At 42.1% G+C, this 20,295-nt stretch carries 22 protein-coding genes; 12 read left to right on the forward strand and 10 right to left on the reverse strand.

The features are described 5' to 3' along the window. The first annotated feature begins 253 nt into the window (after positions 1-253). On the forward strand, positions 254-1,792 hold the full coding sequence (gene mutL, locus AS005_RS08570) for a DNA mismatch repair endonuclease MutL (protein ID WP_101511301.1): 1,539 nt from the start codon (positions 254-256) through the stop codon (positions 1,790-1,792). On the opposite strand, the gene AS005_RS08575 is transcribed toward mutL, so the two are convergent. From AS005_RS08575 to AS005_RS08615, 9 genes are all read right to left on the reverse strand, one after another. Next, complete coding sequence (locus tag AS005_RS08575) at positions 1,789-2,097, reverse strand: DUF190 domain-containing protein (protein ID WP_101511302.1); 309 nt, start codon at positions 2,095-2,097, stop codon at positions 1,789-1,791. The genes mutL and AS005_RS08575 overlap by 4 nt on opposite strands. Beyond that, positions 2,094-2,471, reverse strand: coding sequence for a fluoride efflux transporter CrcB (gene crcB / locus AS005_RS08580; RefSeq protein ID WP_101511303.1), 378 nt, complete (start codon positions 2,469-2,471; stop codon positions 2,094-2,096). Before crcB ends, AS005_RS08575 begins: the two co-directional genes overlap by 4 nt. Positions 2,472-2,477: 6 nt before the next feature. Beyond that, the gene (locus AS005_RS08585) at positions 2,478-3,248 is read right to left on the reverse strand and encodes a glucose 1-dehydrogenase (protein WP_101511304.1); all 771 of its coding nucleotides are present in this window, start codon (positions 3,246-3,248) and stop codon (positions 2,478-2,480) included. 42 nt (positions 3,249-3,290) lie between these two features. Further along, positions 3,291-4,265 (reverse strand): thiamine pyrophosphate-dependent enzyme, encoded by a 975-nt coding sequence (locus tag AS005_RS08590; RefSeq protein WP_101511305.1) that lies wholly within the window; start codon positions 4,263-4,265, stop codon positions 3,291-3,293. Between the two features lie 13 nt (positions 4,266-4,278). Continuing rightward, on the reverse strand, positions 4,279-5,457 hold the full coding sequence (gene porA, locus AS005_RS08595; protein WP_199203897.1) for a pyruvate synthase subunit PorA: 1,179 nt from the start codon (positions 5,455-5,457) through the stop codon (positions 4,279-4,281). 2 nt (positions 5,458-5,459) lie between these two features. After that, positions 5,460-5,759: a pyruvate synthase subunit PorD gene (gene porD / locus AS005_RS08600; RefSeq protein WP_199203898.1), complete on the reverse strand. Its 300-nt coding sequence runs from the start codon at positions 5,757-5,759 to the stop codon at positions 5,460-5,462. A gap of 12 nt (positions 5,760-5,771) precedes the next feature. Then, the gene (porC, locus tag AS005_RS08605) at positions 5,772-6,350 is read right to left on the reverse strand and encodes a pyruvate synthase subunit PorC (protein ID WP_101511308.1); all 579 of its coding nucleotides are present in this window, start codon (positions 6,348-6,350) and stop codon (positions 5,772-5,774) included. Between the two features lie 89 nt (positions 6,351-6,439). Next, positions 6,440-7,270, reverse strand: a complete 831-nt coding sequence (locus AS005_RS08610; RefSeq protein ID WP_101511309.1) for a methyl-accepting chemotaxis protein — start codon at positions 7,268-7,270, stop codon at positions 6,440-6,442. Between the two features lie 10 nt (positions 7,271-7,280). After that, entirely contained in the window at positions 7,281-8,039 is a 759-nt protein-coding gene (locus AS005_RS08615; RefSeq protein ID WP_101511310.1) for an MBL fold metallo-hydrolase, read from the reverse strand. 184 nt (positions 8,040-8,223) lie between these two features. Here AS005_RS08615 and AS005_RS08620 point away from each other — a divergent pair, with 184 nt between their 5' ends. Genes AS005_RS08620 through AS005_RS08640 form a run of 5 tightly spaced genes read left to right on the forward strand, consistent with a single transcriptional unit; the run spans position 8,224 to position 12,563 of the window. Further along, positions 8,224-8,712 carry an NAD(P)H-dependent oxidoreductase subunit E gene (locus AS005_RS08620; protein ID WP_101511311.1) on the forward strand — a complete coding sequence of 163 codons (489 nt, stop codon included), beginning with the start codon at positions 8,224-8,226 and terminating at the stop codon, positions 8,710-8,712. A gap of 3 nt (positions 8,713-8,715) precedes the next feature. Beyond that, positions 8,716-9,096, forward strand: a complete 381-nt coding sequence (locus AS005_RS08625) for a ferredoxin (protein ID WP_101511312.1) — start codon at positions 8,716-8,718, stop codon at positions 9,094-9,096. A 17-nt stretch (positions 9,097-9,113) separates the two neighbouring features. Beyond that, positions 9,114-10,937 carry an NADH-quinone oxidoreductase subunit NuoF gene (gene nuoF / locus AS005_RS08630; protein WP_101511313.1) on the forward strand — a complete coding sequence of 608 codons (1,824 nt, stop codon included), beginning with the start codon at positions 9,114-9,116 and terminating at the stop codon, positions 10,935-10,937. Continuing rightward, entirely contained in the window at positions 10,934-11,362 is a 429-nt protein-coding gene (locus AS005_RS08635) for a ferritin family protein (RefSeq protein ID WP_101511314.1), read from the forward strand. Before nuoF ends, AS005_RS08635 begins: the two co-directional genes overlap by 4 nt. A gap of 49 nt (positions 11,363-11,411) precedes the next feature. Beyond that, a complete protein-coding gene (locus AS005_RS08640) occupies positions 11,412-12,563 on the forward strand; it encodes a glycerol-3-phosphate acyltransferase (RefSeq protein WP_233186306.1) in 1,152 nt (383 codons plus the stop codon). A gap of 5 nt (positions 12,564-12,568) precedes the next feature. On the opposite strand, the gene AS005_RS08645 is transcribed toward AS005_RS08640, so the two are convergent. Beyond that, positions 12,569-13,243, reverse strand: coding sequence for a cyclase family protein (locus AS005_RS08645; RefSeq protein WP_101511316.1), 675 nt, complete (start codon positions 13,241-13,243; stop codon positions 12,569-12,571). A 33-nt stretch (positions 13,244-13,276) separates the two neighbouring features. On the opposite strand from AS005_RS08645, the gene AS005_RS08650 reads away from it, so the two are divergent. The 6 genes from AS005_RS08650 to AS005_RS08675 all read left to right on the forward strand — a co-directional run bounded on the left by AS005_RS08650 (position 13,277) and on the right by AS005_RS08675 (position 19,966). Next, a complete protein-coding gene (locus tag AS005_RS08650) occupies positions 13,277-14,590 on the forward strand; it encodes a transglutaminase-like domain-containing protein (protein ID WP_101511317.1) in 1,314 nt (437 codons plus the stop codon). Positions 14,591-14,592: 2 nt separating this feature from the next. Further along, positions 14,593-15,630 (forward strand): L-Ala-D/L-Glu epimerase, encoded by a 1,038-nt coding sequence (locus AS005_RS08655; RefSeq protein WP_101511318.1) that lies wholly within the window; start codon positions 14,593-14,595, stop codon positions 15,628-15,630. Then, the gene (locus AS005_RS08660) at positions 15,627-17,579 is read left to right on the forward strand and encodes an IGHMBP2 family helicase (protein ID WP_101511319.1); all 1,953 of its coding nucleotides are present in this window, start codon (positions 15,627-15,629) and stop codon (positions 17,577-17,579) included. Before AS005_RS08655 ends, AS005_RS08660 begins: the two co-directional genes overlap by 4 nt. A 193-nt stretch (positions 17,580-17,772) precedes the next feature. Continuing rightward, positions 17,773-18,024, forward strand: a complete 252-nt coding sequence (locus AS005_RS08665; protein ID WP_101511320.1) for a hypothetical protein — start codon at positions 17,773-17,775, stop codon at positions 18,022-18,024. 48 nt (positions 18,025-18,072) lie between these two features. After that, positions 18,073-18,834: a CRISPR-associated endoribonuclease Cas6 gene (gene cas6 / locus AS005_RS08670; protein WP_101511321.1), complete on the forward strand. Its 762-nt coding sequence runs from the start codon at positions 18,073-18,075 to the stop codon at positions 18,832-18,834. Further along, positions 18,824-19,966, forward strand: coding sequence for a putative CRISPR-associated protein (locus AS005_RS08675; protein ID WP_101511322.1), 1,143 nt, complete (start codon positions 18,824-18,826; stop codon positions 19,964-19,966). Before cas6 ends, AS005_RS08675 begins: the two co-directional genes overlap by 11 nt. Positions 19,967-20,295 lie beyond the last annotated feature (329 nt).

Genomic DNA, 20,295 nt, shown 5'->3' on the forward strand with positions numbered 1-20,295 from the left:
GAAGGTAGTAGAGGGAGTGGTAGAGAGTCTTGGTAGGATGGAAGAACTCATCGAAAATCAAGCTTCTTCTTCTGCCAAAGTGAAAGATGCTGCCGATAAACTCGCCAGCGTCTCTGAAAAACTCTCTAACGTTGTATCCAATTTCAAAGTAAGATAGGGCGGCAATAAAAACAGAAGAACCCGAGCGGGAATCTCCCGCTCTTTTATTTTGTGTTAGAATCTTTCAGAAGATGAAGAATAAGAGGTGAATCACTTGAGGATAAAGAGACTTCCTGAGAAGCTGATAAGGAAAATTGCTGCCGGTGAGGTGATTCACAATCCATCTTTCGTCCTGAAAGAACTTGTTGAAAACAGTTTAGACGCGGGTGCTACTGAAGTTTTTGTTGAAATAGAAAAAGGCGGAAAAAGCCTTGTTATTGTCTCTGACAATGGAGTAGGTATGAGCAAAGAGGAAGTGCTTCTTGCGATAGAGCCTCATACAACAAGCAAAATATCAAGTGAAGATGATCTCTACAGGATAAAAACTTACGGCTTTAGGGGAGAAGCGCTTTCTTCAATTGTGCAGGTGAGCAGAACAAGGATTATTACAAGAACCGAGAACGACATTTTTGCAACGCAGGTTCTAATTGAAGGTGGAAAAGTGAAAGAAGTTTCCAGAACTCACAGAAACAGAGGTACTACGGTGGAGGTAAGGGATATCTTTTTCAATGTACCAGTACGAAGAAAAACTTTGAAATCCAGTGCGATAGAACGTAGAATGTGTCGTGAAATGTTTGAAAGGATGGCTCTTCCGAGAAATGATGTGAATTTTACCTTTGTTTCCGATGGGAAGATCGAGCTTTCTTTTCCCGCGACGAAGGACTTTTTCGAAAGACCTCTTCTAATACTTGATGATTTGAGAAAGGGGCACATTGTTATCGAAGAAGAGTTACCTGAATTCGCGATAAAAGGAGTCATCTCAACAAAGGAAGTGACCAGACCCAACAAAACAGGAGAGTTTTTCTATGTGAACAGGCGTTACGTGATATCCGAAGAACTTCATGAAGTACTTATGAAGGTATACGATCTTCCGAAAAGGAGATACCCTGTTGTAGTTTTGTTCCTAGAAATCAGTCCCGAAAAGCTCGACATCAATGTTCATCCATCCAAGATTACAGTTAAATTTCTGGAAGAAGAAAAGGTCAAGAGAACTTTGGAAGAAGTGTTGAGAAAGAATCTTGCAAAGCAGTGGTATAGAGTCATTACTTACGAGGAAATCTCCAAAAAAACGATGAATGTATCAGAATCCCCTTCTTACAGGTGGTTTCTCATCAAGAAAAAGTATGCTGTTGTCGAGATGGAAGATGGTGTTCTTTTTGTGGATCTACATGCTTTGCACGAAAGAATCATTTACGAAGATATCATGACCAAGAAAATCTGGGAAACGAGAACGCTACGTAAAGAGATCTCCGTAAATGTTACTGATCAAGAAAAAGAAGATTTAGAAAGGTTGGGATTCTCTTTCGAAGTGAAGGATGGAAAGCTGATGGTTGTAGGGGCACCGGCATTCCTAACCGAAGATATCTTGGAAGACTTTTTCAAAGAATTTTCTCATGGTGAAACAGAAAAGCTGAAAGAAAAAATAGCCCTCGCTGCCTGTAAGCTTGCAATCAAATCCGGAAAATTCGATGAAGATACGGCAACAAAGCTTTTGGATGTTTATTTCAAGAAAAGGTACACAAATTGTCCTCATGGTAGGCCGATTTCTTTCAAGATAAGTTACAGTGAGCTCGATAGATTCTTCGATCGCTAGCCCATCCTGATGACATCCACATCAGCTGTAAAAACGAGTCCGTCGAATTCCACGTTTTCAATCTCTTTTATGAAAACGTGTATTTTCTCTTCACTGTCGACAATTTCAATGATTATTGGCAGATCAGGCGACAAACTGAAAAAATCGCTTCTGTGTATGTGCCTTTTATGGCCGAATCCCATCACTCCCCTGTAAACTGTCACACCCTTCATTCCAAGCTCGTATGCACGTTTCACGATGAATTCAAAGAGTGGTTTACCACTATATTTATCTTTTTCTCCTAAGTAGATCTTCAAAAGTTTCACGAGATCTTCCCCCTCCCCAATATCATTCCAAGATAGGCGCAGGTGATTCCGAAAAACAAGTTGATGATCACGTAATTTATTCCTCTCAATGGATCCTCTTCAATGAGCGAGAGTGTTTCATAGGTGAAAGTAGAAAACGTGGTGAAGGCCCCGAGGAAACCCGTTCCGAAAAACAGGATGATTTTTTCAGAGATAACTAATCTGAAAATAGAAGAAAACATCAAAAATGAGAGAATAAAAGAACCAATGGAGTTCACAACAACAGTGCCGAGAGGAATATAGGTGAACGGAAACAGTGAGTTGATCATTTTGGAGAGAAAATAGCGAAGAACTGCCCCCAACGATCCTCCGACGGCAACCACAATGTATTCCACATTTCTTCACTCCTCGTAAATCATCTTTATCGTCATTCCACCGTCAACTGTGAAATTTACCCCCGTGATGAAACCAGCCTTTTCATTGTCTGCCAAAAAGGCACAAAGATGAGCGATATCCAGAGGATTTCCCACTCTTCCTGCAGGATGTTGTTCGTGATCTATTGATCTGAGTTCGGGCTTTCTCCTCAGAGACCTCTTCTTCCATTCCGACGTTTCGATCCAACCTGGGCTGATACTCACCACTCTTATCCGGTACTTTGAAAGGCTTACAGCGAGAGAATGTGTGAGGGCAATGAGCCCTCCTTTGGAAGCAGAATAGGGTTCTGTGTTAGGTTCCGATTGGAAGGCCCTGGTACTCGCTATGTTTATGATCACACCTCCGTTGCGTTTTATCATATGTTCTGCACAGTAGCGTGAACAAATATATGGCCCTGTGAGGTTCACTTTGATGACCCTTTCCCATTCTTCCAAAGTTCTTTCAAAAATGCTTTTCACGGACATAATCGCGGCGTTGTTGACAAGAACATCTATTCCCCCATAAATTTCCACCGTCTTTTTCACCATATTTTTCACGGACTCTTCATCTGAAACGTCCGTCTTCACGAATACAGCATCTAAACCCTTTGATCTCAATATTTCCTCCCTTTCTTGACCTGCCTCTTCGTCTATTTCTGCGATCACAACTTTCATACCGTTCTCAGCAAAGAGTTGGGCAATTGCCGCCCCTATTCCTTGACCTCCGCCTGTAACGATGGCAACTTTTCCAGCAAGCATCTTTCTCACCTCACAAAAAAGGCGGGGATTCCCCCGCCTTTTTCATCTGATTGGTTTATCCTTCGTGGCTTCTTCGAGAGCCAGTAATCTCTCCCATCTTCTATCGAGATACTCTTGAAGCTCTGCGATTATCTCGTTTGCATCTGGTCTCGAGAGAAGTTTCCTGAATCTTCCCTGAGCCTTGATGAATTCCTCAACGGGCTTGAATTGTCTTGGTTTTCTGGTAACTCTGTAAACTCCTCTTTCCACTTCGTAGAGTGGCCAGTATTTCGTTTCAACGGCGAGCTTAGAAATTTCCACCGTTTTATCTTCGCTCACCCTCCAGAACCTAACGCACGGTGAAAAGACCGCTAAGAACGATGGTCCATCGAAATTGAGTGCTTTTTCTACTTTGGTGAAGAAATCCATTGGATCAGAAAGAGATGCAGTTGCAGCGTAAACATTTTCATGAGCTGCAACTATTTCCACTATATTCTTTTTGAGTTGAACCTTACCAGGGAGTTTCTTTCCAACAGGAGCCGTTGTGGTGTCTGAACCTGGAGGTGTGGAACCTGATCTCTGGTTTCCCGTGTTCATGTAGCCTTCGTTGTCGTAGAGAACGTAAAGTACTTTGTGACCTCTTTCCACCATTCCAGAGAGAGACTGAAGACCTATATCGTACGTTCCACCATCTCCACCGAAAGCAATGAAAGCGTATTTTTTGTCTTCAGGAATCTTCCCTTTGTTCTTGAGAGATCTGTAGGCTGTTTCTACACCACTCATAGTTGCTGCGACGTTTTCGAAGGCGTTATGAATGTAAGGAACGCTCCAGGCGGTGTAAGGGTAGATTGTTGTGGAAACTTCGAGACACCCTGTGGCCAAGCCAACAACCGGTTCGTATCCCAAATGCCTTGCTACCATCATGACGAATTTCACTGTGATGGGAGCTCCACAACCTGGGCACAGCCTATGGCCTTGTGTGATTCCTATCTCTTTTTTATCGAACTCTTGAGCCAGTTGCTTTATATTAACAGGCATTCTTCACACCTCCTCATTCTCTGAGACCAAGATATCTTTGTTCATCCGCAATGAGATTGCCATTGATCGCGTCTTCGAAAGCCTTTCTTATATGTTCTGGTTTTATATCTCTTCCACCAAGACCATACACGTAGGATCCAAGCATTGGCCTTGCTGCAACTTCGTACAATGAGGATTTAACTGCTTCGTAGAGTGGTGCTTCTGCTCCAAAGGAAACGGATCTATCGAGAACGACCACGCTCTTTCTGCCATTTAGAAGTTCTTGGATCTCTTCTTTCGGGAAAGGTCTAAACATCCAAATCTTCAGTGCACCAACTTTGTGTCCTTCCTCTCTGAGCTCGTCGACTACATACTTTATCGTACTGTTCGTTGAACCGAGTGCAACCATCACGTGTTCTGCATCGTCGAGTTTATAAGGTTCAACGAACCAGTATTTTCTTCCGAACGTTTCTTCGAATTCCTTTGCTATTTCCGGGAACACCTTTTTTGCGTTTTCCATGGCTTCGATCTGTTGTCTTTTGTGTTCGAAATAGTAGTCGTAAAGGTCAAGTGGACCCCAGGTGACTGGATGCTCTGTGTCCAGAAGAGGATACAACGGTTTCAGCTCTCCAACGAATTTTTTCACCAGTTCATCGGGATAGAACTCTACAGGTTCCACGCCGTGTGAGAGTATGAAACCGTCGAGATTGACCATGACGGGTAATCTCACATCCTCGTGTTCTGCAAGTCTAACAGCGAGAATGGTGAGATCGTATGCCTCTTGGTTCGTCTCGACAAAAAATTGGATCCATCCGGAGTCTCTCTCTGCCATAGCATCACTATGATCGCAGTGAATATTTATAGGCCCGCTGAGTGCCCTATTCACAACGGGCATCACGATAGGGAGCCTGTAAGATGCTGCTATATAAACTATCTCGTGCATTAAGGCAAGCCCATTTGCACTTGTTGCGGTCATGGCTCTCGCTCCAGCGGCTGCCGCACCCACAACAGCGCTCATTGCACTATGTTCACTTTCAACTGGGATCATTTCAGTTCTGACAACTCCATCAGCGACAAATCTGGCAAAATACTCAACGATCGGTGTTTGAGGGGTTATGGGATACGCGGCAACAACATCAGGTTCTATCTGTCTCATTGCATTTGCAACAGCTTCCGCACCGGTAACGGCTACTTTCTCAACTACTCTTTCCATTTTTATCCCTCCTCACCCAAGAACTCGGTCTCGGGCCTCATTTCTATAGCCTGTTTGGGACAAACATTTGCACACAAACCGCATCCTTTACAATATTCATAATCGAATCCTTTCATTATTCCACCCTCTTGCACAACCGCTTGATCGGGACAGTAAAGCCAGCAAAACATACAATCTATACATTTTTCTTTGTGAAGGATCGGTCTCATTACTCGCCATGTACCAGTTTTGTACTCTCTTGCAGTTCCAGGTTTGTCAATCACGCCTCCTATAGGAATCTCTTTCCAACTTTTAAGTGACATTATCACACCTCCTCATTCTGAACATTTAACTTCTTCGTAACCCCGCCTCAGAGCCCTTTTGTTGGCTTCAACAATTTCGGCTGCGAATTTCTTTCCGAACATCTTTTCTATTCTTTTCTCGATCACTTCGAGTGGAACGATTCCGGTTACTTTGACTAGAGCTCCCAACATCGGAGTGTTGGGAATACCGCGTTTTATTTCTTGTAGAGCAATATCTGTAGCATCAACTATGCAGATCTTTCCGTTGAATCCTGTTTTCTGTCGGACGAAATCGAAGTCTTTTACAGTGTTGACAAGAAGAATGCCATCTTCGGATAAGCCCTCAACGATGGTGGGCGAGAGAAGAGTTTCATCTATTACTACAACGACATCAGGATTTTCTATAGCAGATCTCACTCTGATGTACTCATCGCCTATCCTGTTGAAAGCTCGCATGGGAGCACCCGTCCTCTCAGCTCCATATTCCGGAAAAGCCTGAACATATTTTCCTGCTTCTAATGCTGCTTCTGCTAACATTTGAGAAGCACTCTTTGCTCCTTGCCCGGCTCTTCCATGCCATCGAATTTCAAAATATTTCTTCGCGACGGGCATCGGTTGCACCTCCTTGAGCTTGTGATTTAACCCACGTTATTGTATCAAATACATAATTCATTTTTATAATGGAATACTTGAACAATACATTAAATTTTCAGATCCTTTAGCTTCTTTTGAGCGGAAACTATGGAGTTTATTACCCGGGTGATTGTTGTGAATCCTCTCGTCGTCTCTTCCAAAACTTCTGTTGCGTTGTTTATTTCTCCACTTTCTTCTGTCAACGTTTTACTCGATTCATCGAACGTGTTTTTTATATCTTGAAGAAGTCCAATGTTTTTTTCCATAAATTGGATCATGTTCTGAAGAGTTTTTCCTATTGTTTCGAATAGGTTTGCCATGAATTCTAGATTTTCGAGGGATCGCTGGGTGGATTCTATTATGTCTTTTGTTTTTTCAACTATTTGCTTTGTTACTTTGTTCGTTTCATTGGAGAGATTTTGAACTTCGTTTGCCACAACACTGAAACCCCTTCCCGCTTCTCCAGCACGTGCGGCTTCTATAGTTGCATTCAGAGCCAATATGTTCGTTTCTCGAGCGATCTTCATTATGTTTTGAACCAGTTCCTCTATGGATCTAATGTTCTCCAGTGTTTTCGATATTTGGGAAGTCGCTTCTTTTACTTTTGTGACAACCTGATCGACATCCGTTCCGGACCTTTTGAGTTCTTCTACAATGTCTTTATTCATTCTTTCCATGTCTTGAATTGTAGAAACTAATTTTTCGCTCTTAGATTGGAAATCTTCCACCATTTTTTGAAAGAATTTGTTGAGTTCCAAAAAACGGTCTTTAACGTTCTCAACTCGAACTTGTATTTTTCTCAGTTTTCTGCTGAGTGCTTCGTCGAGCTGACTGGTAAACGAGATGATTGTGTTTTCTGCGAAGAAAGCGGATATCAGTTTCTCCATGACTTCTTTCATGACTCCCACCTCACATGTAGAAGCTGTCGATTATATCGACACCGCATTTCAAATTTCTAAACCACTCTAGAAATTTCTTTACCGTCTCTCCTCTGAACACGGCACCATGTTGTGGCGCAATTATTTCTATGGGTCTTTTCGATACCATCTCCACCCACCTTCTACACGCGATGTTGGATGACATGTACCTCCTGTGAAAAGTTTCCATGAGAGGAACGTGCTTTTCAAAATCGTCTACGTATCTATATCTTTTCCCTTTTTCGAAAACAGCAGCTCCAATATCACCAGAAAAGAGAACTTTTGAAACAGGATCGTAGAGTACAAAGTTTCCTGTAGAATGTAAAAAATGGGCTGGGAGAACTTCCAACTCTCTTCCACTTGAAAGTCTTATTCTTGTTCCCGAGTCTGGAATCGGTACAATTCTTCTTTGATCGAAGATCCCAAAGTGTGGTAGAAATCTCACCCACAGAGAAGAAATGTATATCTTCGCTTTTTCACATATGGAAAGCCAAAGAAGAATACCGGAGGTAACATCTGGATCTTGATGTGTATAAAAAATATGCCTTATTTTGGATAAATCCGTTATTTCAGCAACATTCGACATGACTCTTGGAAACACATGTGCTCCTCCAGGATCTAGCAGCACTCCTTCGTCGCCATCCAATATCAAATATTGGTTCGTCTGTACAATTTCTTCTTCCTTTTCTTCCCATCCTAGAAAGAAGAACTTATGTTGTCCATCATCGTATAGTATTTCGTTTTCCAACACAACAACATCACCTCCGATGCACGCTTTTTCTAAAACCCTTCTAATTTTATCACTTTTAACCTTTTCTTTTCTTTTTAGCAAGAGATTATATGGAGTATAATTGAAAGTAGTGAATGTGAAAAAAATATCAGACAAAAATTGTGACAAAAATCCCGAATTAATATCATTTTAGGAGGTGGCGAGGTTGATCAAAACAAAAGAAGAACTTTTCAAAGAGTTGGAGGAATTTATAGAAGAAAATGGCTACAAAGGGAAGAAAGATGTATTGATACAGGTGTTGCACAAAGCTCAGGAATTGTTCGGTTATCTCCCTGCAGACGTGCTCGAGTTCATCTCTGACAAGCTCGATGTACCACTTTCGAAAATTTATGGAGTGGTCACCTTCTACAACTTCTTTTCTACAAAACCAAAAGGGAGGCATCAGATCAAAGTTTGTCTTGGTACCGCCTGTTATGTAAAAGGAGCCGACAAAATATTCGAAAGGTTTCTCGAGGAGTTGAAAGTCGACCCAGATGAACCCACAAGTGATGGTATGTTTTCTGTCCATGGTGTGAGATGTCTTGGAGCATGCAGTATGGCACCGGTTGTCATGGTAGACGAAGATGACTTTTACGGGAGGGTTACGCCCGACATGGTACCTCAAATCATCAGTAAGTATAAGCGGGAGGGATGAGGAATGGGTAAGGTTAAAAGTTTGGAAGAGCTCATGAAGATAAAAGAACAAGCCCTCAAAGATCTTCAGCTGCGAGGAGAAACCGGTAAAAGAGGCAAAATTACCGTTGCAATGGGTACTTGTGGAATTGCAGCGGGTGCGAAAGAAACACTGAAGGCAATCGTTGAGGCGCTCAACGAGTTCAACATAAACGATGTGGCTGTTGTGCAATCTGGTTGCATGGGACTTTGTGAAGTGGAGCCCACAGTGGAAGTGAGGCTGGAAGGTCAGGAACCTGTTGTCTACGGTAGAGTAACTCCAGAGAACGCCAGAAGAATTGTACAAATGCACATAGTTGAAGGAAGGGTAGTTGAAGACCTGGTTGTCAGAAGAGGAGAAGCTTGACGCTGGAGGTGGAAAAGGTGCCACTCACAACGAATACGATTCTCATTTGTGCGGGAGGAGCATGTATTTCTGCTGGTGAAAAGAGTGTGAAAGATTCTTTCGAAGAGGAACTGAAAAAGTACAGCCTCAGTGAGGTTGTGAGGGTTATAGAAACTGGTTGTATGGGAGCGTGTACTCTAGGTCCCATCGCCGTGATATATCCAGAAGGTGTGTTCTACCAAAAACTTACGCCGGAGGCTGCAAAAGAGATTGTAGAGGAACACATTCTGAAAGGAAGAATTGTGGAAAAATATCTTTATCGTGCTCCTGAGGGTAAACCCGTTCCCAGAGTTCACGAAGAGGTTCCCTTCTTTAAAAAACAAGTGAAAATAGTCACAAGAAATCTTGGAGTCATAGATCCCACGAAGATAGAGGAATACATAGCGAGAGATGGGTATTTCGCGCTTGCTAAAGCTCTTCAAATGAAACCAGAAGAAGTGATAAAGGAAATCAAAGAAAGTGGTCTCAGGGGAAGAGGTGGCGCAGGTTTCCCAACAGGGCTGAAATGGGAATTTGCCGCCAAACAAAAAGCAGAGAAAAAATTTGTGGTGTGTAATGCTGACGAAGGAGATCCAGGAGCGTTCATGGACAGATCTATCCTCGAGGGAGATCCTCACGCAGTTATAGAAGGTATGACGATCGCTGCTTACGCCATAGGTGCCCAGAAAGGTTTCGTTTATGTGAGGGCAGAGTATCCTCTCGCTATCGAAAGGCTCGGCATAGCTTTGAAGCAAGCTAGGGAATACGGTTTCTTGGGAGAGAACATAATGGGCACAGATTTTTCCTTCGACATCGAAATAAGAATCGGAGCGGGAGCGTTCGTCTGTGGTGAAGAAACTGCTTTAATGGCCTCGATAGAAGGTGAACGAGGGCAACCTAGGGTGAAGCCACCGTATCCTGTCGAAAAGGGTCTTTGGGGATATCCAACAGTCATCAACAACGTGGAAACGCTCGCGAACGTTCCATGGATTATCAGAAATGGGGCAAAAGAGTTTAGAAAATATGGAACTGAGAACTCCCCAGGCACAAAAGTGTTTGCTCTTGCCGGTAAGGTGAAGAACACAGGTCTTGTAGAAGTTCCAATGGGTATCACACTCAGAGAGTTGATTTACGAGATAGGAGGAGGAATCGCCAAGGATAAAAGGCTCAAAGCGATTCAAACAGGGGGGCCAAGTGGAGGATGTATACCCGCTGAATACATAGACACACCCGTTGATTTCGAATCACTGCAGAAACTTGGTGCAATCATGGGATCCGGTGGTATGATCGTGATGGATGAAGATGATTGTATGGTCGATGTCGCTAGATTTTTCCTCGAGTTCACCGTAGAAGAATCCTGTGGAAAGTGTACTCCTTGTAGGGAAGGTACAAAAAAGATGCTCGAGATACTCGAAAAGATCGTAAGCGGTGAAGGAACAGAAGAGGATATAGAAGAACTGGAAAAGCTTGCAAATGTGGTGAAAGATACTTCTCTCTGTGGACTTGGACAAACTGCTCCCAATCCTGTTCTCTCTACTCTCAGGTATTTCAAAGATGAATACCTTGCACACGTGAGAGAGAAGAAGTGCCCAGCAAAGAAATGTAAGGCCCTGATAAGCTATGTGATAGATCCGGAAAAGTGTGTTGGCTGTACCGCTTGTGCTAGAGTCTGTCCAGTCCAGTGTATCAGTGGTAGTGTAAGGCAGCCTCACGTTATAGATCAGGCTGAATGTGTCAAATGTGGTAGTTGTATCGAAGTTTGTAGATTCGGTGCGATCAGCAAAGTATCTCCTGCCGTATCTGTGGAGGAGGCGATAGAATGATAGGGCCGAAGGATCTTTTGAATATAGCTTTGAAGATTGAGTCAACAGGTTACACTTATTACAAAAATCTCGCAGAGAGGTCAGAGGGTGAAGCAAAAGCATTGTTTGAAAGGCTTGCGGAACAAGAAAGGGATCACTCCAGAAAGTTTAAAGAGATCCTTGACAAATACGAACAGGATTTGAATCCTTCTGACGAGGTTCTTGGCTATTTGGAGTCACTTGCGGAAATGTCGATCTTTCCGAAACTGGAAAACACTCCTCCAGATGATTTAAGAGAGGCTGTTCGAAGAGCTATCGAGGTGGAAAAAGACTCCATCATTTTCTACAGTGAAATACTCGGTTATGTACCGGAGAAAGAACCTGTACAAGCTATTATTGAAGAAGAGAAAAAACATTTAAGAGATCTCTTGAGATTGGAAATATAACCCCCGCAGGATCGCGGGGGTTTTTTTGGAGGTATACGACGTGTACGTCATGCCTCTTGTTATAGGCTATCTTCTTGGGAGTATTCTTCCTGCGTACTTTCTCACAAGAATGATGTTGGGAATCGATATTCGAAGCGTAGGAAGTGGACATGCAGGTACGACGAATGTTTATCGAGAAGTGGGTCTGTGGCCAGCAGTTGTCACCGCGTTCTATGACTCGACAAAAGGAATACTAGCGATTCAGATCGCGGAAGCGATGGGCTATCCAGACTACATATCGTTCTTATCTGGCTATTTTGCTGTTATAGGGCATGTTTTTCCATTTTATTTGCATTTTCGTGGTGGAAAAGGTGCAGCAACAACGGTAGGACTTCTCCTTTTTTCACTCTGGAACACATGGCTGACACTCCCCTTTCCTACACTCCTTACTGATTTGTTCTTTCTTCTTCTGATAGTCTCGGTACTATCTTGGACAACGAAGAAGGGAGATGTTGTCGGAATATTTGTCCTCCCGGCTCTGTCTGTTCTTTTGACATTGAGAAGGGTAAACGATATTTGGTTCATCTGGCTTCTCATTGTGACTCTGATGTTCATAAATTTGAAGAATATTCTGGAAGAAAAACTGATCGAACTTGATGAAGCTGGTTGGAGGGTGTTCATAAGACCGACATCTTTTCTCCTTTTCGTTCTTGGAATGACAATGGAGAAAGGAGACTTTCTTCTACTTACGACAGTTGTTTTTTCTGTGTTCTTTTTAGCGGATGTTGTGCGGCTCTTGAGTAAAAGAATTCATAGATTCTTTCACGAGGAACTTGAGTTCAAGATATACAGAAAAGATGAAAGAAAACAAATTTCTTCCATTTCTTTGTTTCTTCTCGGGGTAATTTTGAGCTTTCTTCTTTTTGATAAACACATCGCCTTCACAGCTGGTTGTTTTTTAGCGTTCGGTGACATGGCTGCGAAGATTATAGGTGCCTCTTTTGGAAAAAGAAAGCTTTTCGATAAGACCGTAGAAGGAACGATGGTGGGACTTGTTATCGATCTGTTCATAGCGTACGCAATTTCTTTAAGTGGTTTGTTGGATCTTTCTTCCGCTTTGATCGGTGGTTTAACGGCCACCGTGTGTGAGATCCTTCCGCTTTCAATAGATGACAATGTTTCTGTTCCGCTTTGTTCCTCTTTGGTAATGAGTCTACTCTGAAATCTTTACTCCACTTCTGCCACAACACTCACAGGACTTCCATCCAGTCCTTTGAATCTCACAGGGACCGCTATGACACGCTTTATCTTTTTGCTGGTAATGGGCTCCAAATTCACATCCTCAAAAATCACAATAGGTCTTTTTTGACTGAATTCTTTCGAAAGAAGCCATTTGTGAGCAAGATAGCCTTCTTTTGCACCTTTCACGAGAGGGTCGGCACTGAGAAAATCCAGCATGATCGCTCTCAGACTCGGTACTTCTTCTCTCAAAAAGCGAGCAAGTTCTGGAGAAATTCCAGGGAACAAGAAACGATAGGTCGCAGGATCTTTTTCCCTGAGCCTGGCAAAACCAGATCTGAACATGAGAAGGTCCACTTCTTCAAGATTTATTTCTTCGATGTCTTCAAGAGTAAAAAGCTCCATAGGATTTTTTTCTCTGTTGACCAGAACAGGATGTTCAAAAATAAAATACTCCAGGGGCACTTCATCAAGTTTCCAGCCTTCTTTACAGAAGTGGAACGGTGCATCAACATGGGTGCCTGTATGGGTGAAAAGATGTATCATAGAAGTGTTGGCAGTGGCACCTCTTTCTATCCTTTCCACCTCTTCGAAATATGTGGGAGGATTGTCTGGATATGTGATACCTTTTTCTTCCAAAGGATAAGAGAGTTCTACGAACATCCATTCATCACTTCCTTTCCGAGGGGGGATATTATGGAGTTTCTGATCTACAGTTTACCAGAAGAGATACTCAGAGAGGAAATGTTGGGTAACTTTTCTGCAGCCAGGAGGTTGATCGACATCTTCCTCGAGAAAGACATTCCAGAGTTGCAGAGAAAAAGACTTTTGTACGAAAAAGAACGAATTGAAAGACTCCTTGAAAACTATCCTTATGACGAGAAATCCGCTTTGAAACTACTCAAAGAGACCTTTGAAAGTTTTTCTGAAGATGAATATCATCAGCTCTTGAAAGAGGGAGCTTTGGATTACGTCTTTGTCGAAGGGAAAAGAATGTTTGAAAGAAGATTCGTTCATAATTTGGCCTTTGCAAAAGAAGAGTACAAGAAGAGAATGAGAAAGGACGAGTTAAGAGAAAGGTCCAGAGAAATTCTTCATGAACGCCTCAAAGCTCTTGTGGAAGGCGAGACACCGAAATCCTATCATGTAAGGGCTCGTATTACAATGAAGCTGAAGAAGAGTGTCGGCAAGTGCCGCGTTTGGCTTCCTTTCCCGAAAGAGGGTCATCAGATTGATAGAGTAAATCTTTTGGGAACGAGTCACAAAGATTTCTATTTGGCTCCCAATTCAGTTCCTCAAAGAACGGTCTATTTCGAAGGGGAAGGGGATACATTTTTCGTAGAATTCGAGTACGTTGTGAGGGAATGGGTGAACAACATCGATCCGGAAAAAGTTAGGGAAAGTGGGAAATTCCAGGAGTTTCTGAAGGAAGAACTACCCCACATTGTTTTTACTCCAAAGCTGAAAAGACTCACTGAAAATGTCATCGATGATGAGAAGAATCCCTATTTGAAGGCAAAAAGAATCTATGATTGGATCACCTATCATGTCCGCTATTCATATGTGAAACCTTACGCTCTCTACGAAAATATCACGGACTTCGTTGTGAACAACCTAAAAGGAGATTGCGGTTTTCAAGCGCTTCTCTTCATCACCATGTGTAGAATCGCTGGTGTTCCCGCAAGGTGGCAATCCGGATGGTACATAAACCCACTTTTCGCTTCCCCACACGACTGGGCTCTCTTTTACGTGGAACCGTACGGTTGGCTACCAGCAGACCTGTCTTTCGGAGGCGCAAGGAAAGATATCGAATCCTTCAGAAGATTCTACTTTGGGAACTTAGACGGATTCAGAATGGTGGCGAACGATGACTTCATGAAAGATTTCGATCCCAAAACACGATTTTTCAGAAACGACCCAACTGACAACCAGATAGGAGAGGCGGAAGACGATTTCGGAAAGGTTCCTTTTGAGAGTAAAATAGAGGTCTTAGAATTCGAGGAGGTGTGATTATGTCGAAGATCGTTGATGTGAAGTTTTCTCTCAGAAAGTATGAGTACGAAAAGCCTTTCCACATAACGGGGAGTATCTCTTCGGAAACCAAGAATGTTGAAGTGGAAATCGTTCTTCAGAGTGGAATAAGAGGATGCGGTGAGGCCTCTCCTTCTTTCAGAGTGAACGGTGAAAAAGTGGAGGCGATCCTATCACTGGAGAACTTTGTAAAAGAGATGCTGATCGGGCAAGAGGTTGAAAACTACGGAACGATCTTTTCTGTAACCGACAAACTCTTTGCTTTTCCCAGTTTGAAGGCAGCCGTTCAATTCGCAGTATTGGATGCCTTAGCTCAAGAATGGAACACGGAAGTGTGTAATATCCTCGGAGGGATGAAGGAGGAGATAGAAACAGACAAAACTGTGGGAATCGATACGATAGAAAATCGAATGAAAGAAGCTCAAAGGATATACGAAGAAGGTTTCAGAGTTATAAAGGTGAAAGTGGGAGAGAATTTGAAGGAAGACATCGAGGCGATGATGGAGATAGCCCGAGTAACAAAAGGAGCTCGGTACATCGTGGATGCAAACATGGGATATTCACCGAAAGAAGCCTTAGAATTTGCCAAAAAGATCTATCAAGCAGGAGTGGATGTAGCTGTTTTTGAACAACCTGTGAGAAGAGAAGATATAGAAGGATTAAGATTCGTGAGGTATCATTCTCCGTTTCCGGTGGCGGCGGACGAATCTGCGAGAACGAAATTCGACGTGATGAGGCTTGTTAAGGAGGAGGCTGTGGATTACGTGAATATAAAATTGATGAAATCGGGAATTTCCGATGCTCTTGCGATTGTGAAGATAGCAGAATCAACGGGATTGAAGCTCATGATAGGGTGTATGGGAGAGTCTAGTCTTGGAATAAATCAAAGCGTTCATTTTGCTCTCGGAACAGGCGCTTTTGAGTTTCATGATCTTGACAGTCACCTTATGTTGAAGGAGGAAAAATTCAGAGGAAAATTCTTACAAGAAGGACCGAAAATGAAGGTGATACATGAATGACGGTTCAGAATTTTATCAAAAAACTCATAAAGCTCGTTGAACTCGAGCGAAACGCAGAAATATCCGCTATGATCGATGAAATAAAACGTCTCTCCGGAGAAGAAAGGGAGAAGAAAGGGAGAGCCATACTGGGCTTGAACGGAAAATTTGTAGGAGAAGAGCTTGGGTACTTTCTTGTGAGATTTGGTAGGAGAAGGGAAATAGATACGGAGATAAGCGTTGGAGATCTCGTGTTGATAAGCAAAGGGAATCCGTTGAAGAGCGACTACACCGGAACTGTTGTAGAGAAGGGAACCAGATTCATCACGATCGCCGTTGATAGGTTACCTCCTTGGAAGCTCAAGAACATCAGAGTTGATTTGTTTGCAAGTGATATCACTTTCAGAAGACAGATAGAGAATCTAAGGGATCTTTCACCAGAGGGAAAAAGAGTTCTTGAGTTTCTCCTTGGTAAGAGAGAACCGAAAGACTCACAGAAGGAATCTTTCACCCCACTTGACGAAGGTCTCAACGATAGTCAAAGAGAGGCGATATCGTTCGCTCTCGGTAGCTCCGATTTTTTCCTTGTGCACGGCCCGTTCGGGACCGGCAAGACCAGAACTCTGGTGGAGTACATTGTTCAGGAGGTAAAACGTGGAAAAAAGATCCTTGTAACAGCAGAAAGTAATTTGGCGGTGGACAATTTGGTCGAGAGACTCTGGGGAAGAGTTTCACTCGTGAGAATAGGCCATCCTTCGCGTGTTTCCGTTCATCTGAAAGAATCAACACTTGCTCATCAGATTGAATCAAGTGAAGAATACGCCGAAGTAATGAAAATGAAAGAAAAACTCGCCAAACTCGTTGAGAAAAGAGACAAGTTCACCAAGCCGTCTCCTCAATGGAGGAGAGGTCTCAGTGACGAAAAGATTTTGGAATACGCTGAGAAAAATTGGAGTGTGAGAGGTGTCTCCAGAGAGAAAATTAAAGAAATGGCCGAATGGATAAAGCTGAACGATCAGATACGACAATTGAGAGAAAACATCGAAGAGCGAGAAGAAACCATAGCCAACAAGATAGTGAGAAAATCTCAGGTGGTACTCTCAACCAACTCGTCTTCAGCTCTTGAGATCATTGCACCAGTGTTGTTTGACGTAGTAGTCGTAGATGAAGCATCTCAAGCTACAATTCCTAGTATTCTCATACCCATTTCTAAAGGAAAGAAATTTGTTTTGGCTGGGGATCATAAACAACTTCCACCGACGATTCTTTCAGAGGAAGCAAAAGATTTATCACGTACCCTCTTCGAAGAACTCATAAAAAAGTATCCTGAGAAATCTGTGCTTTTGGATACACAATACCGCATGAACGAGCTTCTCATGGAATTCCCAAGCACCGAGTTCTACGATGGAGAATTGAAAGCAGATGAAAGCGTAAAACACATAACACTCCTTGACCTTGGAGTGGAACCTCCAAATTTTGGTAAATTTTGGGATGTTGTCCTTTCACCGAAGAATGTTCTCGTGTTCATCGATACGTCGAAGAACGAAAACAGATTTGAAAGGCAAAGGAAAGACTCTCCTTCAAAGGAAAATCCACTCGAGGCAGAGATTGTAAAAGAGATAGTGGAAAAACTTCTTTCGATGGGTGTAAAAAAGGAATGGATAGGAGTGATCACCCCTTACGATGACCAGGTCGATCTGATAAAGAGCCTCGTTGATGAGAAGGTTGAAGTACACAGCGTGGATGGTTTTCAAGGAAGAGAAAAAGAAGTCATCATCATCTCTTTTGTGAGATCGAACAAGAAAGGGGAAATCGGTTTTCTGGAAGACTTGAGACGTTTCAATGTTTCTCTCACTAGAGCGAAGAGGAAACTCATAACCGTTGGTGATTCCAAAACACTTTCTAAACATTCAACTTATAGACGTTTCATCGAATTTGTGAAAAAGAAAGGCACTTATGTGACCTTTTAAGCTCGTAGAGTAAAGAACACACCCCGCCTCTGGCGGGGTTTTTTATAAATTGGAAAGTGTACGTAAAAACATGATGATGTATGGAGCCTCGAAAGAAAGTGCAAGATAGGTACAAGCGAATGATGGATAAAAGACAAGGACGAGTTGGAAGGAAAGTGTACGTGTAAACATGGATAAAAAGGAGGTGAAGACTGTGATCACCGAGGTGATAGGTTTCACGAGGAGAGCTGAAAAGGATATTCAAAGGTTGGGATTGTCGAAAAATCAAGTACTTTTCGTTTTGAGACATGGCATGAAGGGAAAGGCAAAAGGAGGCGGTCTCATATTTTCTGGATACGGAAAAAGATTCAAAAATCAAGAAAAACTAAACGGAGTTCATATCATCTTCAACAAAGGGTTTATTATAACAGTATTCAAAAATAAAAAATTGAAAGTCTTACGTTGAAAGGTTTTATGATAAAATATTCACATAAGGTTTGAAGGAGTTGAGATTGTGAGAATTAAGATAACCTTCCTGGTGCCGGAGTGTCGAATTCCTATCAACTACAACTATTTTCTTTCCAGTTTCATCTATAGCAAGATAGCCTCTCAGAACGAACATTTTGCCAGTTTTCTCCACAAATTTGGGTACGGAAAAAGATTTAAATTTTTCACGTTCTCCCAGCTTTTCTTTGAACACAAAGAGGTGGAAGGAACTTGTATTCATGTTTTTCCAGGTAAAGGTTGGTGGTTCATAGCATCACCCCTTGTGGATTTCGTCAGATACCTGTTTTCTGCGCTCATGGAAAACCCAATTGTTAGGTTGGGGAGTAGTGAGTTCATCGTTCAAAAAGTCGAAGTGGAAAAGAGATTGCCAGATCTTGAGGAATATCAATTTGTAATGATATCACCTCTTGTACTGAGTGTTCCAGAAGACAAATACGGAAAGTTGGTTCACACCTATTTGACACCAGAAGATGAAAGATTCTACGAAGTGTTCAAGAAGAATCTAGTGAGAAAGTATGAAATTTTCTATGGTGAAACTCCAAAGGGAGATATTGAGATAATACCAGACTGGGATTACATCCATTCCAAAGGGAAGATAACCAAAAGGATAAAGATTAAGAATTCCTTCGTTCGTGCCGTCGTGTTTCCATTCAAGGTGAAAGGCACTAAAAAACTCATTGAAATTGGATACGAAGCGGGTTTTGGGGAGAAAAATAGTATGGGATTCGGTATGGTTGCATTGAAAGGGGGATCAACGGGTGAAAGATAGCGTCATCTGTACAGTGGGAGCCAGTCTTCTTGGGAACATAATGAAAGGATCGTTGGGAGAAGAGGCAAAAAGATTCTATGAAAATAACAACTTGCACGATCTTGCGAAGCTTCTTTTAAGAAGAAACGATCCGTTGAACGACAGAAGCTTAGGAGCGGAGATTAACTCCATGACCAGTTTAGTAGAGAGGGGCATAGTTGACTTCAGGGAGAATCTGTTTCTTTTCGTTTCCGACACAGAAGAAGGAGCTAAAATAGGCGAAGTTCTGAAAATTTATTTTTTAGAAAATAAGCACGGAGTTGATTTCAAAAACGTTCAAGTTGTGAGAATAGAAGGTTTGAAAGATTCAGACGAGCACGAATTCAAAACCAAGGGGCTCAGAAATCTTGTCAGGGAGATGGCGAAATATTCAAATCAGAATTTGAATAGAATTGTTATCAATGCAACGGGAGGTTACAAAGCACAAATTGCCTATGCGGTTGCTCTTGGGCAAGCTCTTAAAATTCCTGTTTGCTACAGATTTGAAAGATTTAATCACATGGTGACACTCCCACCGCTACCAATAACTTTGGATCAAGAAATCTATAGAAAAAACAAACGAGTTTTCGCTTTGTTGGACGCAGCCTTTGATTTAGAACTCAAGGATTTTCTGAAAATGAGTGGTTATAGGAGCTGGGGAGAAATCGATGAGAGTTTAAAAATGTTCTTGGATAGAGTACACGTCGATGGAAAAGATTTGGTGGCTTTAAATCCGATAGCGTTGATTTACCTTGAAAGCGTGGAATGGGATTATTCCGTAATCGATGATCCGATCTTTTATTCTCAAAACCCGCCAGAAGAAAAGCTTGTAGGATTTGAAATTCACGGGCAAAAGGCGGTGAGAAAATCTGAAAAGATCATTGAAGAAATATCCAAGCTTCCCTGGATCGATCGTTTGCACTTAACGGGAAGTTCTGAACGCCATACCGGGAACGGTTTCAAAGTGAGTAGAAGCAAGGATAGCGTTAAAATTGAGATTACAACTGAGAAAGGCACTCTTTATATGAAAGCATACTGCAAATACTATTCAGAAAGATTTTTAGACGCAGTTGCCAGAAAGATAGAAGAAAAGCTAAGAGAGATCTTGCAATAAAATATTTAAGGGGAATGTTAGAGACAAATTTATTAACTAACAATAATTATATTTTATTCACTAAACCTCTATTTGTTCCAATCATTCACAAGCTTAGGTATTGCGGAAAGGGTGGTGGTGAGAAGCATACAGAGTATGCAATTACCGGTAACAGGAGTGTTTTATGCCATTTTCGAAAAGTAAAGTATGCAATGAAAAAAGAATAATTGTGTGAACTAAAACATATGAAGAAGTGAATATAGTGATCATAATATCTGAAAAACAACTCTCGAAGAGAAAAGAGACATTTCAATTTAACACAATAATGTGAAACTTCTTTCTTGATCTTG

The sequence above is a fragment of the Thermotoga sp. KOL6 genome, from assembly GCF_002866025.1.
Classification (GTDB): Bacteria; Thermotogota; Thermotogae; order Thermotogales; family Thermotogaceae; genus Thermotoga.

Coding starts and splice junctions, on each gene's coding strand:
- AS005_RS08635 (WP_101511314.1), top strand. CDS start 10,934: ATGATAGGGCCGAAGGATCTTTTGAATATAGCTTTGAAGATTGAGTCA.
- porA (WP_199203897.1), bottom strand. CDS start 5,457: ATGGAAAGAGTAGTTGAGAAAGTAGCCGTTACCGGTGCGGAAGCTGTT.
- AS005_RS08660 (WP_101511319.1), top strand. CDS start 15,627: ATGACGGTTCAGAATTTTATCAAAAAACTCATAAAGCTCGTTGAACTC.
- porD (WP_199203898.1), bottom strand. CDS start 5,759: ATGTCACTTAAAAGTTGGAAAGAGATTCCTATAGGAGGCGTGATTGAC.
- AS005_RS08640 (WP_233186306.1), top strand. CDS start 11,412: ATGCCTCTTGTTATAGGCTATCTTCTTGGGAGTATTCTTCCTGCGTAC.
- AS005_RS08650 (WP_101511317.1), top strand. CDS start 13,277: ATGGAGTTTCTGATCTACAGTTTACCAGAAGAGATACTCAGAGAGGAA.
- AS005_RS08645 (WP_101511316.1), bottom strand. CDS start 13,243: ATGTTCGTAGAACTCTCTTATCCTTTGGAAGAAAAAGGTATCACATAT.
- porC (WP_101511308.1), bottom strand. CDS start 6,350: ATGCCCGTCGCGAAGAAATATTTTGAAATTCGATGGCATGGAAGAGCC.
- AS005_RS08610 (WP_101511309.1), bottom strand. CDS start 7,270: ATGAAAGAAGTCATGGAGAAACTGATATCCGCTTTCTTCGCAGAAAAC.
- AS005_RS08585 (WP_101511304.1), bottom strand. CDS start 3,248: ATGCTTGCTGGAAAAGTTGCCATCGTTACAGGCGGAGGTCAAGGAATA.
- AS005_RS08590 (WP_101511305.1), bottom strand. CDS start 4,265: ATGCCTGTTAATATAAAGCAACTGGCTCAAGAGTTCGATAAAAAAGAG.
- AS005_RS08625 (WP_101511312.1), top strand. CDS start 8,716: ATGGGTAAGGTTAAAAGTTTGGAAGAGCTCATGAAGATAAAAGAACAA.
- AS005_RS08655 (WP_101511318.1), top strand. CDS start 14,593: ATGTCGAAGATCGTTGATGTGAAGTTTTCTCTCAGAAAGTATGAGTAC.